The following is a 17,321-nucleotide window of genomic DNA, read 5'->3' on the forward strand; positions in this document are numbered from 1 at the left end:
CTCCCCATCTCCCCATCTCCCCATCTCTTGTTTCCCCATCTCCCCTGAGATTGCTGCTAAAATCCGACTAATTCTACGGATGTGCCCGGAGAAAGTAGAAAGGCTTTGTTGCAGAGATTGTTCATCACCAATATCGGCTAAAATTTGATCGAACCAGGGGATTTCTACGGGTTCGCGTGCGGGGATAAATAAGCCGACTTTTGCCATTAAAGCGGCTAAAGCCAAGGTTTTTAAAGTAACGGTTTTTCCCCCAGTATTTGGCCCTGTAATTGTAACAACTCTGATATGAGGTTGAATTAATAAATCAACAGGAATTACTGCCGAACCTTGTTCATGTTTTTGTTGCCAAACTAACAGTGGATGGCGCAATTGTCGCAGGGTTATAGTTTCTTTTTGTGGTTCAATAAATCGCGGTGGATTTGCTTCTAACCATAAACTATATCTGGCTCTAGCGGTGGCTAAATCTAGAGTTGTGGCGATCGCCAATAATCGCTCTAAATCTGGTTTAACTTCTGCGACTTGTTCCGTCAAAGCTCTGCGAATTGCTTCGGCTTCGTTTTGTTCTTGACGCATTAATTGCCGCAGTTGATTTCCCAAAGATACGATCGAATTTGGTTCGACATAAAGAGTCGCACCACTCATGGAAGTATCATGAACAATTCCCGGAATTGCATCTTTACTAGTTGCTTTTACCGGAATCACAAAGCGATCGCCTCTTTGGGTAATTACTTGTTCTTGAACTGCATTAGATTGGCGTTGAATAATTCCCTGTAAAACCTGATAAATTCTATCTCGCTGTTGGCGCATTTGATGGCGAATTCCCGCGAGTTTTGTACTAGCGCGATCGGCAACATCGCCGCGATCGTCAATACAACGATGAATTTCCTGTTCTAACTCTGGATAAGTGCGTAAATCTGCAACTAATTCGTTCAAAACAGGCAAATCTTCTTGGTTATCAATTACTCGGCGCAATTGTCTAGTTCCGGCAAGAGTTGTGGCAATATTCAACAACTCTTCACCTGACAAAATCCCTTGCAATTCTGCTCTTTCTAAAGCATCACCAATATCAGTAATTCCGTCAAAATTTAACCCGGAAACTAAGCGATTTTCTAATTCGTAAACTTCCTTAGTTTGGGCTAAAAGTGTTAAACTTTCTTCTTGAATTTGAGGTATTTGTAGGTGACGTGCTGCGATCGCTCCTAACTTAGTAGCAGCGAAGGTAGATAAATGATGGCACAAGCGAGGCCATTCGAGTAGTTCTAAAGTTTCGTTTTGAATCAAGGCTTAAAATCTAATTTCAATAGGGTAAATTAATTTGACAATTGCCGATTTTCGACAGGGATTGAGGGAATCAACTACAGAACCAGCATTTAACAATCTAGTAAGGGCGAAGCATTCGGGTTTCAATCTCTGAGCTAAATCTTAAATTTTCTGCCCGGATGCTTCGCCCCTACCTGAATTTCCCAAAATTCCAGGATTAAATATTCTGGAATTAAAGGATAATTCTCGATATGATCCAATTGATCTGCATCCAACTTTGCAAACATTTCCTGCAAAACTTCCTCATCTCGTGCATAAAAAGGTCTTAGTGGAGCCAAGTAATTACCAGTCAAGCTAACCATATTGAATCCTATTGCCTGAGAGTTTGTAAAGTTCTTGTTACAAACTTAGGCCGATCGAAGCGGTTAAACCTCTGTCAATCTGCTTAACCTGACTGGCAATAATCCCTCTCAAAAGTAGGATAACGAAAATTAAACGCAGAAGGCAGAAGGCAGAAGGTAAGAAAGAGTAAAGGTTAAATTTTCTCCCCATCTCCCCATCCCCCCATCTCCCCCTAACTAGGCGTAGCCACTGGTACTGGCTCGTAAAGGTACTCAAACCAGTTACCATCAGGATCGCGACCGTAAAAAGAAGCTGTACCATCCCGATGTTCGTGAATTTTAGTTAAATGGATGTCTTGCGCCTTAAGTTGTTCGTAAGCAGTTTCCATTTCCTGGCGTTCATTGAAGATAAACCCAAAATGTGCTCCTGCTTGATCGTAACCTGGACTCAACAGCGCCAAACCATCATCCCCAGCTTTCAGGTAAGCCCAGTCTGCATCTTTCCAGACTAATTCCATACCTAAGTTTTGGTAAAACTCGGCTGCTAGACTAATATCTTTAACACAGATGGCGACGTGCCCCAGTCGTTTCAACTTCATAAATTAAAAATCTTAACGTTTCTCCCTATTTCTCATTGTATTACAGTTACTTTGGAATAGGTTTTCAAACCTTTCTGACTCCAGACAGATGTTTATATCCTATGTTGTTTAATCCCGTCAATCTGGCTTATTGGATTTTTTTAGGAATGGGAGTGTTGCTATTCATACTAGTAATTGTTTCTGGTGGGGGAGATGATGATGTCGAACTAGATGCCGATGCAGACATTGATGTTGATGCAGATATCGGGGATTCAACAACTGAAACAGTTACAAGTTCTTTACCACCATTACCACCAAAAACCCAGCAAAATCCCACAGCTAGTAAACGACAAACTCCCGAAACACCAACCACGAAAAAAACTGTATTAGTGGCAAATCCAACTCCAGTAAATCAACCAACTGAAGCTTTAGAAACTGGTAAGAATGAGGCATAAATTTTGCCAGTTTAACTTATTAGAAGCGATTCGCTACGCGAATCGCTTCCGGTTTAAAGACTAATAAAGCTGGTTTCTTGTCAGGACTATAGTCCTTCTATTTGGTATCGAAAGCTACGCTGCTGCATTAATTCAGGAAGATTGGATAGTAGACTTAAAAAATCAAATTTAGTATAATAAGTAAGTTTGTTTTGTTTATTTCCTTTCTTTTATTTTACTTGGGACTAGGAGCTAACTATTATGGAGCTTTCGGCAAATTCAGGTGATTCTTATCAAAATACTGAACCAGAACACCTAGCAAAGAAAGAGCAAAAATTTGCAGCGTTTGACTTTCTCCGCGCTATATTTTCCGTCGTTATAGTCGCATACAAAACCAAGATTTTTAACATCCCAAAAATCCTTGTACCGAGTAGTTTTGCTAAGGCATTCAGCGATTATGTATTGAGTGGAATGGTAGGTGCGCTTGCAGTTCCAGTCTTTTTACAAGTCTCCCTCTTTCTTTTTTACAAGAAGAGTGAGAAAATAGGTCTTAACTACTTTATTAAAAAACGTCTTCCCCGGCTAATATATCTTTATCTTTTTTGGGTTGGTTCGATCACTCTATTTGATATTTTGTTTGTCGGAGGGATTGAAACAATCACAGGCGCAACTTCATCAATCAAAGCTTTTTTAGAGTTTATAGTTAGCGGTAACAGCACACCCTATTTCTTCTTCTTTTCTCTCATTTTTGTCACAGTCCTTGGTGAAATTTTAGTTTTGTTGTTGAGCAAAATAGAAAAGCCAGCGACAAAAATTAACCTTACTTACTGGTTACTTTTCGCCTCATGTATTTTAGTCTTTAGTTTTTCCACTGTCCAACCAATCATTAAAAATACAGGGATTCAATCATCATTCTTAAACTTCATAAATAATATCACTGGATGGGACTACACACCCGTTAATTTCTTACCTTATGTCTTTACTGCCGCCATTACGGTAGAAGAATACAAGGAGGGTAAATTAGCCAATATAACTACATTTTTGAAACGAAAGTTATATAGCTTACTTGGTTTAACATTATTCTTTTTTGCTCTAGAGTGGATATTGACAAGTAATGGTCTGCTAATTCAAGTAGACCAAGCACCTTTAGATCATTATTTAAGGCTGTCTCTCGTTTTTGGCTCTTGGTTACTGCTATATTTGGGTATAATATCAAAACAGCAAGTTCCTGCCATTGTTAAGTTTCTCTCTTATTGCTCTTTGGGAATTTATGGTTTTCACGTTTTCTTTACCTTTGAAAAACCTCTACCTTTGGATAGCATTCCTGTGTTGGGCAATCTGTTACAGGCAGTTCCAGTTTTGTTTATATTAGCTAACTTTTTCCTAGTCTTGGGCGGATCGATCGCACTTACCGTCTTATTTAAAAGAATCAAAATCTTAAAACAATTCGTTTGAACCACTTCATCAATCAACCAAGAGCATTTTTGTTGTGACGGCATCTAGGAACACCCAAGCGTGATGAAATTCAACAAAGCAAATATCCCACCTATCATCGGAACTATTGTTGTTTCCTTAGTCATTGGGGTAGCAGTGGGCGCTATTTTAGAAAAAAGTTACGGTTTCAGGAATATACTCCAAGGAAATTTTCGGAGAACTTCTTCATCAGAAACAGCAGGGACAAATGAAAGTAGTATTCCTCAAAAGTATCAAGGAAAATTACAATTGTTCATACTTGCTGGACAGTCAAATATGGCGGGAATGGGCCATCTTCCACAGGAAACAAAAACTAACCCCAAAATTTATGTTTTTGGTAACGATTATCGCTGGAAATTGGCAAAAGAACCTGTCGATGATTCAACAAATCAAGTTGACAAAGTATCCCAAGACATACCCGCAGGTTATAGCCCTGCAATGGACTTTGCCACCACTGTTTTAAAACAGCATCCAGATATGGTAATAGGATTAATACCCTGCGCTAAGGGTGGTTCTTCTATCCACGAGTGGCAAAGAAACGGAAACTTAGACGAAAATACCCTTTATGGATCTTGTTTAAAAAGAGTACGTGCTGCTTCGCTAATGGGAAATGTTGCAGGTATTCTGTTTTTTCAAGGCGAAATTGATACAGTAGACCCTAAGGAAGATCCCAAAAGAATATTTTCTGCCAATCAATGGGCAAATAAATTTACGCTTCTTGTCAAAAATTGGCGCAGCGATTTAAACTTACCTAATTTACCTGTGGTTTATGCACAAATTGGCAGTAACACAGAACCAGAAAGATTTATAAATTGGGCAGTTGTCCAAGAACAACAGCGTCAAGTTAAGTTGCCATTTTCGGCAATGATTACCACAGATGACTTAGCGTTGAAAGACTACGTTCACTTTACAACAGAAAGTTATCAAACAATCGGTCAACGTTTTGCCAAAGCTTATTTGAGCTTGCCAAAATAAACTTTTGAAACAAGTCGTCTACATCGCAAAAGACTTGGGCGATATCTAGAGCGCCAGTCCAGTAGAAGTATTTGACCAAATTAACTAAATGTGGGTCGATGTACAGACCTTGGAGGGGCAAAGCATTCGGGCGACAATTTATTGTACAAAACCCAAAATTTTCTGCCCGAATGCTTCGCCCCTACACAGTACTTATGTTGGTTTTTCTGTCAAGAGTTTTTACTTACTGGACTGACGCTCTAGGTGCAATACGATCATTTTTATTGCTGAGGCTTTGGAACTTCAAATCTAGTCTCAGCTTTTCTTTCCTTTTTTCCACTCCGTCGAACTGACGTTAACCTAACCGCCCTGACGATTGCTATATCATCTGGGCGATTCAATACCGATGAACTTTTTCTGTTCTTTTTCTGTTAATTCACGTCGCCAGTTGTTCTTAAGCTTTTTAACCAATTCCTCTGTCTCTACAATCCACAGGCAAACCGTATTATCGAAGCTACCTGATAGTAATTTTTTACCATCTGGGCTAAAGGCAAGCGAACTCACTTGGCTTTTATGTCCTTGAAGAACAATTGGTTCACAGTCTAGATTATTCATATCCCACAACTGAATACTACCGTCATACCGTCCTGAAGCTAACCATTTTCTATCTTTGGTAAAGCTAAAAGCTAATGAAGTTACGCAAAAATTTTGGCTAGGCAAGCTTTTTTGGAGTTCGAGAAATTTTGTGTTCTCAGAAGGTTTTAATTCAGGAAAATTTGATTGTTCAGATTGATTTAAATCCCACAAATCTATCAATGAATGATCGGTTCCTGATGCTAGGCTTTCTCCGTCAGGATTGAAAACTATAGGTGCGGAAAAACCAAAAATCTGTTTTTGTTCAAGAGGTTTTTCAATAAGAGGGCAAGGTTTAGTAATCTGGTTCAGATTCCAAAGACTGATTTTACCTGTTTTATTGGATATAGCTAAAATGACTTGATTAGGATTAGAATTAAAACACATTGATGAAACTGGCTCGGTATACTTTAAAGGATGAAGTTCAGTTATAGATTGGGTAAGATCAAATAGATAAACAGTATTTTGAGCATTTGCTAACCCTAATACTAAAATTTCGCCATTCGGACTAAAAGCTAACGAACTAATGTTTTTTATGTCTTCATTTTGAGTCTCTTGATATTTAAAAGTCCGAACCAAATTTTCCTCCTTCCATTCCCAAATTTCTATTTGATTATCAGAGCTACCTATAGCTACTTTTTCAATCGGATTGTTCAAAGGCCAGAAAGCTACAGCGGAGACTTTGGCATCAGCAGCGTCTTTCAGGGGTGTTTTTTGATCTAAACTCTTGTAATCTCCCACTAACACTCTGTTATCGGAGATAACTACAATAAATCTTTTATCATCAATAAATCCTACGGAAATAACATCAATGTCCTCATGTTTTTCGTTTTCTGGGAAAAACTCCTTGATTTTTGGTTCTGTCTGAAGATCCCAAATCCTAATTGTCCTATCCCAACCGCATGAAATTAGACGTTGAGAATTTTGTGGGTCAAAAGCAACTGAACCTACGCCATAGTAATGACCAGACAAAATTTCCTCTGTTTCAGGAGGCGAATCAGTTTCTAGATTCTCCAGATTCCATACTCTAATTGTCTGATCTTTACTTGCTGAAGCTAACCTTGTCGAATCTGAACTAAAAGCAACTGCTCTAACTTCATCTTTATGTCCTTTCAGAGGGCAAGGAGGTTGTGTAATTTTGTCAAGCGGATACAAGTGATACAAGTACACATTTCGATCGCCAGCACCTACAGCTAGCCACTTTCCATCCTGACTAAATGTAACGGAGAAAATTTCTTTAGGATCATCTTTACACAAATTCATAATTATTGTCTTACGAGCAATAAATTCTGATTTAGTAAACAACTCCCAAAGATAAACTCCATACTTGCCTCCGATAGCAATCATGTTTCCATCTGCGCTAAAGGCAACTGACCAAATCCAATTATTTTCTTTTTTTGTCTCTATGTTCCGGCATAAAACTGGTTTCTCAGCTTTATTGAGATCCCATAACGTAACATGACCCTGCCAACTAACGGTAGCAACTATCTGTCCATTAGGGGGTTGGAATGCTACTGACATGATCTGTCCTTTGCTTGGCAGCTGGAACTTAGCTTTAGGAGTAGGAGGTTGACCATCCCACGACATTAACCGATCCACTTCCCATATTGTCACAGTCTCTTTTTTCTCTGTGTTGTTCTGACAGATTGAAGCTAAAAGGCTGCCATCTGGATTGAATGCTATTGGTAGATCTAAGAATTCTCGATTTCTAAAGTTATGATCCTCATAAATTTGAAAAGACTTAGTTGTAAGATTGCTTTGGCTTAAATCCCACAGCCACAATTCTCCTCTTTGCTGACTGGCTGCTACCATGTCCATCTTTGGATTGAATGCTGCTTGCCAAAAAGTCGGCTGGAAAATGTCACTCTCATTATAATCAGGTTTTTCAAAAAGACAGCTAAAACGATGTTTATTCAAAATCTCTCGTATTGCTGAATCAACTTGCGATAAACTATATACATCTCCATTTTCCTTAAGCTTGTTATACGCATGAAGTGTCAGCAAAGCAGCTAAATCATCTTGTTTGTATTTCAGCAGAGATAACGCTTGGGCTGGCAATCTTTGTGCGATTGTAAGACTGCGAACATAGCTTAAATATTCTGTACGAATCTGGCGAATGACTTTGCCCAGTTGACTGAGGTAGATTTCGTAACTTGGCTTTGATGACAATCCAACTGAACGTAAAATCCTTGCATCACTTAGTTTTTTCAAAATTTCATTGACTTTCTCCTCCTTCAATATCCAAGGAAGATTGAATTTATCAGCCTCTTCTTGAGCATATTTAACTAAATCATCTCCAGACAAGAGGTTTTTGCCACCTGATGGGGTTAAAAAGTAAGAAAGAACGTGCTTTGCTGTTTTCTCATCTTGTTTAGTCTTTTCAGATTTACCCTCTTTAGAAAAGAGTTGCGATATTTTTTGCTCTACATATTCCTTGACAATTACATCCACAAAGTCTAAATTATCTGGTTTTGCGGCATCATCAAATTTCTTTTTAGTTATAATATGTAAGCCATTCTGACATTCTTTTTCTTCCCAAAGTCGAGTCATTACAATTTGGAGGTAGGGCGCAGCAACCCGAACTTCAGTTGATGTTTCATTATTACTATGTAGTAATTTATCTTTATTGCATAACTCCTTTAAGATATTATCAACTAAATTGTCTTCAAATTCAACTGTTTTTTGACTGGAAAATTGTTGATTTTTATCCTTAAATGATTTAATGCAGATAGAATCTTCAGATAGTTCAAAGTATTGATCGTCAAATGCTGGAATTTTATCTTTAAATTCAGAAATTAAAGTGTAAAAGCTCTCTAAATCGTCTTCTCTAAGGGAAATGAGGCAATGAACTGACCAATCATTACTAGTGAGAAGCTGATGCAATAAAGTACTAAATAGTTCTTGATTTGTAGAATGGTGTCCATCTTCTTTAAAGTAGTCAAGTATAATTAATAACTGACTATTACTCTGTTTGACTTTTGGAAAATTACTCCAAGCTTTAAAGATATTATCTAGCTTATCTGTTGATCGAGACTTCGATAATTTTATTTCTAAAATTGGAGCGATTTTAGTCTCAATATTCTTGATGAGTTCATTAAGGGATTCTGTTTTCCAATCATCAAGAATAACAGTAGGAAATAGGGATTGTTCGGATTTGTCTAAATTTTCTTTTAATTCCGAATCAAGATAGGGAACAACTCCTTTTTTCAGTATGAAGCTCTTACCAATTTTACTTCCTCCCACTAAAATTGTTAAACGGAATTTCTTTAAATGGTTAACAATGGTCTGTTGGCAATTGTATCGATTAAGCGGCTTTATAATAGCCTGTCTCGCTGATTCTTTCTCAAGATGGTTAAGTTCTAAACAATGATCGAAAATACTGGGTATATCACTTTTCAATTGTTCAAGTTGGTAGTAAGCGTCTGAACGAAGTGAAATGAGAAAATTAACAGGTAAGCTACAATAATTAACCGCTTCTGACAAAAACTTCAAAAATTCATTCTTTAGGGAAAGATTGTACAGGAAATAATTTTCAAACGGATCTAAAATGATTAATAGCTTACCATCTTGAAATTTCCCACTGAGGATTTCTATGTATGTCATTAAATCTAGAATCCAGTCAGAGGGCAATAAATTCTCTTTTTCCTCTGCTTCTTGTTTTTTCTGGGCTTTGATCTTTTCTGATTTTTCTTGAACAGAATCATCTTTTGTTACTTGAACAATTTCTTCTAGAATTTTCTTCTGAATTCTATTTAACAGTTGTTTTTCTATATCTGAATATGTCAGGTCATCCCCTGTTGGCTCCCATTCGTTGAAAACAATAGTAGCAAGTTTTGGCACTCCAATAATTTTTCGATTATTCTCCGCCTCTTCTCGCAACAAACTAGTAACACCAGCTTGAAGAAGAGAGCTTTTGCCAACCCCACTTTGACCATAAAGTACTGTTAGTTTATGAAGCTTTAGATACTTGATGACTTTATTTCGCCAAGATTCCCTTCCGAAGTAAAATATAGAATCTTCCTCTCTGTAAGGAGGAATACCTCTATATGGTTCAAGCATTGTTTTTTCCATATTTACACCTTCTTCTGCACCAAGAAAAAATTTTTTACGTTATAATCGAATCTCTTTTTTCAATGCCTCAATAAAAATATCCCAGGAGTATGGAATTAGTTTTATTTCCCAATGATCCCAGTATTTTTCATTGTTTATGTCTCCAGGATTAGATTTATCAATTAGCCAACCTCGAAGTCTGTATGGATCGTTTGGATCGGGAATTTGTTGCCACCTGCTTGGATTAGTATTATCAAAAAGGCAGTGTAAGATATTTTTTAACTCAGTATTGTTGGCGCTGTAGCCAATCAGTAAAATATCGCTTTTTGTTAAATAGTCAGTAAGATTTGTAGGAAAGACTTGAGCATAGCCTTTTAAGGAGTTGAGAAAGTCAAAGTGTTCCGTTTCAGTAATAACAAAATTACTATAAATATTCTTGGTTTCACATAAAGCTCCACCATATAACTTCAAGATAATTGGCTTTGTAGCTTTTGCCACTTCATCACCGGAATCAGGTAGCAATTCCTTATATTCTTGGCTAATTGCTGTACCTTGATACTCATTGTATTCATATTTTTTTTCATGCGTTATTGATTTGTATGATTTGTGCAACAATTTATTTTCTATAACATAGTAATATAGTATATCAATATCTAATTCTTTTTCTGCGAAAGCTTTTTCTAAACCAAAGTCATAATTAGTCGTCATAATTATTAATTGAGAGAACTTATTATTAGATCTCCTGTTAATTTTTTCAATAGCCAGTGCTAGATCGGCAAAATATTTTTGTACATCATTTGGTTCGTAATTTTGATCTGTTAATAGTTTTCTAAGTACTCTAGACGCAGCTGTTCTCTCTCCACTTTCGTTTATAAGGTATTGACTCATACAGCGCAAAGATAGCCTAGCAAATGATAAATTCTGTTGATATTCTAAGTGGAGAACTTTATCTTTAGACTGATTTATTCTATCTATTACTGGACACACATTTTTTGGCTCTTGCTCGTTGCTATTACCTCTCCCACTGGGTCTTTTTTCTAGCTCAGTAGGACAGATTTCACAAGGTAAACCTACTAACTCTTCTAGTGAACTTTGATTTAAATGTTTATCTGTAGCCATAAATTTAGCTATTGTTATATCACTTGGGGGTCTATTCTTTGGCTCTGGGGTATCAGGAGAAGAATTGATGCCCGAACCAAGAAAGATAATTAATCTCCCTTTTTTCAACGAATCAGATATCTTTTTAAAGTCTTGAGAGTATTCCTTTAGAAGACGGTCTACGTCTTCTCGAATAGGAGGTGGAGTAAGTGGAGGAATAAACTTCGCTAGAACTTGAAATGCAAACGCACTCGCATGACAAGCAGCAATCTCCTGATAGCCTTTCTTGTCTACCTCGGTCTTATTGAAAATTAGATCGGAGATGCCCCGAATGACTAACGCAGAGACCTGCTGATGAGCATGAGTTGCATTCAGAAAGCCAAATCCCTCCATTTCAACAGCGATCGCATCTTCATAGTTTGATCGCAAAAACTCAAACAACTTTGATTCGATTGAAGCAATCACCTTTTCGCCAGACGCAATCGGAGCGACATGAACCTTTGGAGTTGAGAGTGGTGCTGGTCTTATTCTTTGTTGCCAATCTGAACTACTGGCTTCGGCTCTAGCTCGTTGTACTAAGTTAAAGTTACTTAACCCAACTTCCGGTCTAGGCTTGAATTTTTTCTCCGCCTTGCCAAACTCATATTCGTAAATTTTGGTTGCAGCAACGACATCACCGAGTGCAACATCCTTGATGCCTCCAGCTACGCCGACAAAGAGGATAACATCTGGTTGGAAGTTGTTGATTGCTTGCGCTGTTGCCCGTGCTGCACCGATAATTCCTGCTCCAATTTGAGCAATTGCTACATCCCAGATTGAACCATTAGCGATGAACTTGCCCTGCTCGTAGACTGTCCCTTGGGGATCGGTTTCTTCTTGAAGATCAGTTAAGTGAGCGCGTACAGCTTTATACTCAATGGGAAGAGCCGTCAAAATTACTGCATGAAAAGGTTCTGAAGTCATTTTTACCACCAAAGATTATTCAATATGAAGTACTACCGTCCCTTAGCTAAATCAGCGTAAACAAAAATCTCCCAACCTAAAATTAGTAACAATATCAGCTCAGTCCAACGTATAATCTGAACGATCCACTGCACTTCCCGCACCATATAACCAAAAGCTATCAGCGCCACAATACCGGACAGCACAAACGCAATTTCATCAATAGTTAATTGCTCAATCTTTCGTCGCTTGCGATGTCGATCGCTCCTATGAGCAATTTCCCAACCAAACATAGATTCAATTTCTTCAATATCTGCATCTGCTCGACAAGCCAAATTACTGATTTTTTTAACCAGTGTGTAGCGAATATATTGACCGATCGCTGAAATTTTCTGGTCATTTACTAAATAAGTCCACCCTAATACCAGACTTACCCAGGGAAGCACCAACAGCGCATAGGGATTGGCTTTTTCGCCCATTGTCAACGCCAACACCGTAGCGAATAAGCCTAGAGTCACATACAACAGATTATCTCGAAAGCCTATTCGTTGTGCCTGCTCATCCTTCAGTTTGCTATATTCCTGAAGATATACATCGAACATCTGCTGCTGCTCATCCATCATAAGAACTCCGTGTTGAAATTTAGTTGGTATTTATTTTCGGAGCTATATCACTTGTTATTGGTACTACTTTTTCGTTGAGTAATTATGAATTTTGCTAATATAAGCTACTGCCAAACCTCAGCTATTCAGTAACTTGAATAGTAACTTCAAATTGCTCAATAGTAGATGAATCACCAACCCACTCGCGCAATTTTTTAAATTGTAATCTTACTTGACCGGAATTATTGGCTTGAAAGGTGAACACACGCTGTCCTCCTCCGCCGATCGCAGAATTACTAGGTAGATTAAAGTTGTCACTATTGAGTTGTAAAACCTGTGCATTAAAAGTAGGGTTTGACCAGCGATAGCCTGTGGTTGGATTTTCGTCCAAACGAAGTGTGAGTATCTGTCCGCGCTTGAGCGTTATGACTTTGCCATTATCAACTTGAGTTAGATTTACTTCAGACATAGAGCGTGATTAAACCGAAATAAATGGTATGTGAATTTACAAATTTGTATAGATAAGAGATAGAAATTGTTGGATTTCATCCCCTTAAAATTAGAATTGTTTTCTCTGGTCGTTGACGGTTGCCTAGTGAATACTGCTATTCAACTTTCAACCGTCAACAGTTGAATGTAACCTGCTATCAACTTAAGTGGTTACAGGAAAAAAGATTACCAGACGTAAAGAGTATTTACTTTGCCATCATCGCCTTCATAGAAATAGGTACCTTTACCAGTAACTTTGGCATGAGCGGCAATGATATTAAATGCCATGATTGCACTATCAGAATTATCGGCAAATTTGCGCCAACCCATTCCATCAACGTACATAAAGGCGTTCCGCTGATCGGAACAAATACTCCACAAACCAGTTATTTTCTTATCAGTTTGCCAACCCGCGCTAACAGCTTTACTCTGTGCCACTAATTGTAATTGACTGGGCGGTTCTTGGGTAGGGTAGTCTTCGATCGCAGCGGCAGCGGCAGCAGCAGTCACAGTGGCGGGTGGATTTTCTGTTGGATAATTGAGCAATGCGGTACTTTGACTGGTAGAACCATTACTTTGAGTTGATAGGGTCATAGTTGGCATAGATGTTTGACAGGGTTCGCAGGATCGATCGCTTGTTATGGGGGATTTTGTTTCAAATTGCTGGCTCATGATTAACCTCTTGAATGAAACCTGATATGTTATGTAAATTGCTTTAAAAGCTTTCCAGGAATTGTGAGTGAGTGCCCAACAGATGTAAACTCCCATTCAAAATGATTGATTGTTTAACAGATCGTGTTTGGCAACCTGAATTATTATCAATTTGGGAGTTGTAGTTACCAGGCATAAACCTGAGTAATCACTCCATGAAGTTCATAAACGGAAACAGCATGATTTTGCTGTTTGGAAGCAGCTAATTGTGTGAGCATATCAAGGTGAGCATTGACATTGGAGGTGCATAGTCTACGCCAGCCAATACCGTTGCTTAAATAGACGTATGAGTTTAGGTCAGAATTATTAGTCCAAAGACCTTGAACCGTAACATTACTCAACCAGCCTGTTTCATCAATGCCATCTACTGCATAGACCCAAGCTTCCATACCACACTCGCCATAAGCAATCCTGAAAAAGCCTTGTTCACCCCAGCCAGTTCCCCAACTGTTCTTGCAAATCCAGCATCCCTGAGCGTCATCATAACCAACGATCGAAATACAGTGTCCACCTGCTAAAGTGCCAGTAACATGACGATAGACACCGCTCTTGTAATGGAAGAAATCGTTGTAGACATTGAAGCAAGCACTTAATGCACCACGACTAGACAACCACTCTTTCATTGCAGAGACATCAGTGATTTTGTGATAGCCAGTAATGCTCACCAGGCGGTTTTGCCAATCGGAACAAAGTTTGCAGTCCTGATCTCCTGCTGTATAGGGGAAGCAAGCCTCGTCAACAATTCCCTTTTTGGCGGCTTCCATTGCATGGTCAGGATACCATCCTGTACCGCAGTTCATGCCTTCATTCTTGGCATAGCAGTAGAATAAGTGTGCTTCCGACAGGTTAACATTCAAGTTTGGATTATTTCGCTGACGGCGGAAGGTTGCTTCAATTGTGGCGACTGTACCGAAAGCGACGCAAGAACCACAGCTGGCTTGATCCTGAATTGCTGTGACAAAGCCACCCGTCCGTAAATCGTAAGAGGTTGGATATCCAAAAGCCTGACCGTGAGCTTGTGCAGTTTGGAAGGCTCCGTAGTTGATTCGTGCTATTTGTTCACGTTCTTCTAATGAGGGTTCACCGGGAGCAGGAGTATAGCCTAAACGTTTTTGTTTTTCGTCTTCTGACAATTCAGATATACTTGTTGCACCTGCTTGCCAGTTAGCGTTAGCCAGATCGATAGCTGCTTGCAGTTTTACAGCATCCATAAACATCTCCTAAAAACGCAAAGTAGGTAGGAATTGAACTTACAAACGTTGATGAATCAAGGAACCTAATTTTAGACTGCACTTGATAAGAATCTCCTAGATTTGACTCTAGTTGGAATCTTCATTTCAGTTTGAGCCTTTCTTTTTGTTTCGGCAAGTGAAATTAAGGAAGTTAGTCAGAAAGTTAAGGATCTTTAGCCTAATACCAATTCTCCGTAAAGTTGCGCTTAATCATTGCCCCTCCCCGTATACGGGGAGGGGTTTGGGGTGGGGTTCCGTGCAGCGCATCTTCATAGAGAATTGGAGAGAATTGGTATAACCTTACGTTGTTAGATAAAACTTTTGTAGAGATGTTGCCTACAAAGTCTCTACATTCTTGTTTGTGCAATGTCTTTACATTCTTTTTTGGAGATGTCTAATGATTGTGGGTAAAGTGTTGAGGATTGCAATTGCTACAGCTATCTTTCCATTCGCAAGTAATCATTGGCTCCTGAAATAGGTTCCTTGATAACTCTAATTGTTTAGGTTGACTGTTGCTGCCAATTAATTGCTCAATGATATATTCTTGGACAACGGGCTGTAAAGAAAAGAGAGCCTGTTTTTTTTCGATTAGCGATCGCTCTTCTAAAGATTCTAAGGCTTCTAGAATTTCTGAAGAAGAGATTTGATCCACAATTTTTTCTCGTAACTCTGAAAATCTTACGGGTATTTGATGAGTGGCTATCTCAAACATAATCATTCTTTCCGAGGTTGACAAACAATTAATTTGCTGGTCTAAAATGACTTTAATTTCTCCGAAAACTGTCACCTTTTGCCGGAAGAATTCATCAAGACACCCGTTAAAAACATTACAAATCGTTTTAGAGGCTACTTTCAAGTTTAAAGGATTTCCTGCATAAAAATCTTTTAACTTTTTACAGAGTGCTAGGGATTGGCAACAGCATCCTTTAGCTGTGAGAATTTCTTGAACGTCCTTTAGTTGTAACTCACTTAATTTGAAAGACCGAATCGGTAAGTTTTTCCCTTCTTTAAACCCTAACCATTTTGGTTTTTCACGACTAGTCAATAGCAGACAGCTTTGATGGGGCATTTCTCCCAGGCATCTGAATAGCTGACCATAATCTTCATATCCTTCTCGATAAACTCTAGGATGTTGGCTTAGTTTGTCCCCAGAACTCTCGGAACGGCGGAGTATTGATTCTCCACTATCAAAAATCAGCAAACAGCGATGACTTTGCAGATACTCTATCAAACGTAAAATTCTGCGGTCTACAGATTCTGGCAAATCTGTTTCCTGCTGATTAGACAGAAACTGAATTAATCCTGCCAAAAGTTCTGGAATTGATGGAGCGTTACGAAGACTGCGCCAGATGACGAAATCGAACTTACTCTGTATTTGCTGCGCCAGTTTGACAGATAGATAAGTTTTACCCATTCCACCTATACCTAAGAGCATCACCAATCGGCAATGCTCTTTCATAATCCAGTGATTTAGCATTATTAGTTCTTCTGTGCGTCCGTAAAACACAGAAACATCTGGTGCTTCGCCCCAACTTATATTTGGTGCTGAATGCTGTAAGTATTTAGTAGGCTCTTGTGGAGTAGCTTGTCGTAAAGTGATTAGCTTTCCAAGAGATTCGTTGCGTGAGGAGTAGGAAGTAAAGTAATCAGATTTAGATAAACTGGACTCAATTTTAGGGTGAGGGAAAGGAGTTAAACTAAGAGTTTCGGAAGGCAGGAAATAATCACTTTGTTCCAGATGTAGATTAAAAGCTCTAAAGCAGCGACTAAGGGTACGTTTATCAACTCCAACTTCGCCAGCGAATACTTTGATTAGGGTACTTGGGTCTAAGCTAGTGCGATCGCTTAAAACTTCAAGCGTATAAGGTTTATTGTAGTTCTCTTCACTTTCCGCTTCAAATTTTGCTTCTTGGAGTTTCTTTAATCCTTGAGGTGTTAAGATCACACCGCGTTTACGACTCTGTTTCTGTGGATTCATCGAGAGCCTCTCTTTTTAATTAAATCAATTCAAGATAGCGAGATCAACTGCCTACGATCGGCAGGGAAGATGCACGCTTAAATTCAACTGACTTTTTGCAAAAGCCAATCGTTAAAGTCTTGATCGGTAAGGTACGAGAGTTTAAAGATTTTTATCGGAACGCTACATCCATTTAAAGAAATTATTTTAAAATCCAATCACCATCAAAATGAAATGTTATCTTCCATAATTTTAAGCAAGTTAAGGTTACTCAGCTGAGTAAACTCGAAAATTAAAGGATTTTTTTATTTTTGATTCACCAAAATTAATAAATTTAATTATTTGCCAAAGCTAATAAGGATGACAGTAATTTATCACTGCCTATTCAACGACATCAATTTGTCACTACGACACTTAATTTGGCACAATGACAGTAGTCTTTGACACTCACCGTGCTAAAGCAGCGGTGATTCTTCATTCATAGACTCAGCTTGCTCTGGCAGGATTGCTCCAGCCAAAGTAGAGGCCAAATCTCCTGAAGCGTTCGGATCTACGATCCAAGTTCCG

13 protein-coding genes are annotated in these 17,321 nt (G+C 38.6%); 3 read left to right on the top strand and 10 right to left on the bottom strand.

Annotated features, from left to right (window positions below; all coding sequences use genetic code 11):
• The 3 genes from IQ264_RS25730 to IQ264_RS25740 all read right to left on the bottom strand — a co-directional run.
• The coding region (locus tag IQ264_RS25730) for an endonuclease MutS2 (protein ID WP_413470369.1) at nt 1-1,281 on the bottom strand (1,281 nt) is incomplete at its 3' end.
• Between the two features lie 134 nt (nt 1,282-1,415).
• On the bottom strand, nt 1,416-1,622 hold the full coding sequence (locus IQ264_RS25735) for a hypothetical protein (RefSeq protein WP_193984261.1): 207 nt from the start codon (nt 1,620-1,622) through the stop codon (nt 1,416-1,418).
• Between the two features lie 212 nt (nt 1,623-1,834).
• Nucleotides 1,835-2,200 (bottom strand): VOC family protein, encoded by a 366-nt coding sequence (locus IQ264_RS25740; protein WP_193984263.1) that lies wholly within the window; start codon nt 2,198-2,200, stop codon nt 1,835-1,837.
• A 101-nt stretch (nt 2,201-2,301) separates the two neighbouring features.
• Here IQ264_RS25740 and IQ264_RS25745 point away from each other — a divergent pair, with 101 nt between their 5' ends.
• The 3 genes from IQ264_RS25745 (at nt 2,302) to IQ264_RS25755 (ending at nt 5,061) form a co-directional block, all read left to right on the top strand.
• Nucleotides 2,302-2,634: a hypothetical protein gene (locus tag IQ264_RS25745; protein WP_193984265.1), complete on the top strand. Its 333-nt coding sequence runs from the start codon at nt 2,302-2,304 to the stop codon at nt 2,632-2,634.
• Between the two features lie 240 nt (nt 2,635-2,874).
• Nucleotides 2,875-4,068: an acyltransferase family protein gene (locus tag IQ264_RS25750; RefSeq protein WP_193984267.1), complete on the top strand. Its 1,194-nt coding sequence runs from the start codon at nt 2,875-2,877 to the stop codon at nt 4,066-4,068.
• A gap of 63 nt (nt 4,069-4,131) precedes the next feature.
• Nucleotides 4,132-5,061, top strand: a complete 930-nt coding sequence (locus IQ264_RS25755) for a sialate O-acetylesterase (protein ID WP_193984282.1) — start codon at nt 4,132-4,134, stop codon at nt 5,059-5,061.
• A gap of 363 nt (nt 5,062-5,424) precedes the next feature.
• On the opposite strand, the gene IQ264_RS25760 is transcribed toward IQ264_RS25755, so the two are convergent.
• The 7 genes from IQ264_RS25760 to IQ264_RS25790 all read right to left on the bottom strand — a co-directional run bounded on the left by IQ264_RS25760 (nt 5,425) and on the right by IQ264_RS25790 (nt 16,775).
• The gene (locus tag IQ264_RS25760; protein ID WP_193984269.1) at nt 5,425-9,744 is read right to left on the bottom strand and encodes a WD40 repeat domain-containing protein; all 4,320 of its coding nucleotides are present in this window, start codon (nt 9,742-9,744) and stop codon (nt 5,425-5,427) included.
• A 39-nt stretch (nt 9,745-9,783) separates the two neighbouring features.
• Nucleotides 9,784-11,784 carry an SIR2 family protein gene (locus IQ264_RS25765; protein ID WP_193984271.1) on the bottom strand — a complete coding sequence of 667 codons (2,001 nt, stop codon included), beginning with the start codon at nt 11,782-11,784 and terminating at the stop codon, nt 9,784-9,786.
• A gap of 32 nt (nt 11,785-11,816) precedes the next feature.
• Nucleotides 11,817-12,386: a hypothetical protein gene (locus IQ264_RS25770; protein ID WP_228061816.1), complete on the bottom strand. Its 570-nt coding sequence runs from the start codon at nt 12,384-12,386 to the stop codon at nt 11,817-11,819.
• A gap of 121 nt (nt 12,387-12,507) precedes the next feature.
• Entirely contained in the window at nt 12,508-12,834 is a 327-nt protein-coding gene (locus tag IQ264_RS25775; protein ID WP_193984273.1) for a protease inhibitor I42 family protein, read from the bottom strand.
• Between the two features lie 206 nt (nt 12,835-13,040).
• On the bottom strand, nt 13,041-13,526 hold the full coding sequence (locus IQ264_RS25780) for a hypothetical protein (protein ID WP_193984275.1): 486 nt from the start codon (nt 13,524-13,526) through the stop codon (nt 13,041-13,043).
• 164 nt (nt 13,527-13,690) lie between these two features.
• On the bottom strand, nt 13,691-14,776 hold the full coding sequence (locus IQ264_RS25785) for a C1 family peptidase (RefSeq protein WP_193984277.1): 1,086 nt from the start codon (nt 14,774-14,776) through the stop codon (nt 13,691-13,693).
• A gap of 415 nt (nt 14,777-15,191) precedes the next feature.
• Nucleotides 15,192-16,775, bottom strand: coding sequence for an NB-ARC domain-containing protein (locus IQ264_RS25790; protein ID WP_193984279.1), 1,584 nt, complete (start codon nt 16,773-16,775; stop codon nt 15,192-15,194).
• Nucleotides 16,776-17,321 lie beyond the last annotated feature (546 nt).

Source organism: [Phormidium] sp. LEGE 05292 (assembly GCF_015207735.1).
In the GTDB taxonomy this organism is placed as follows: Bacteria; Cyanobacteriota; Cyanobacteriia; order Cyanobacteriales; family Aerosakkonemataceae; genus Floridanema.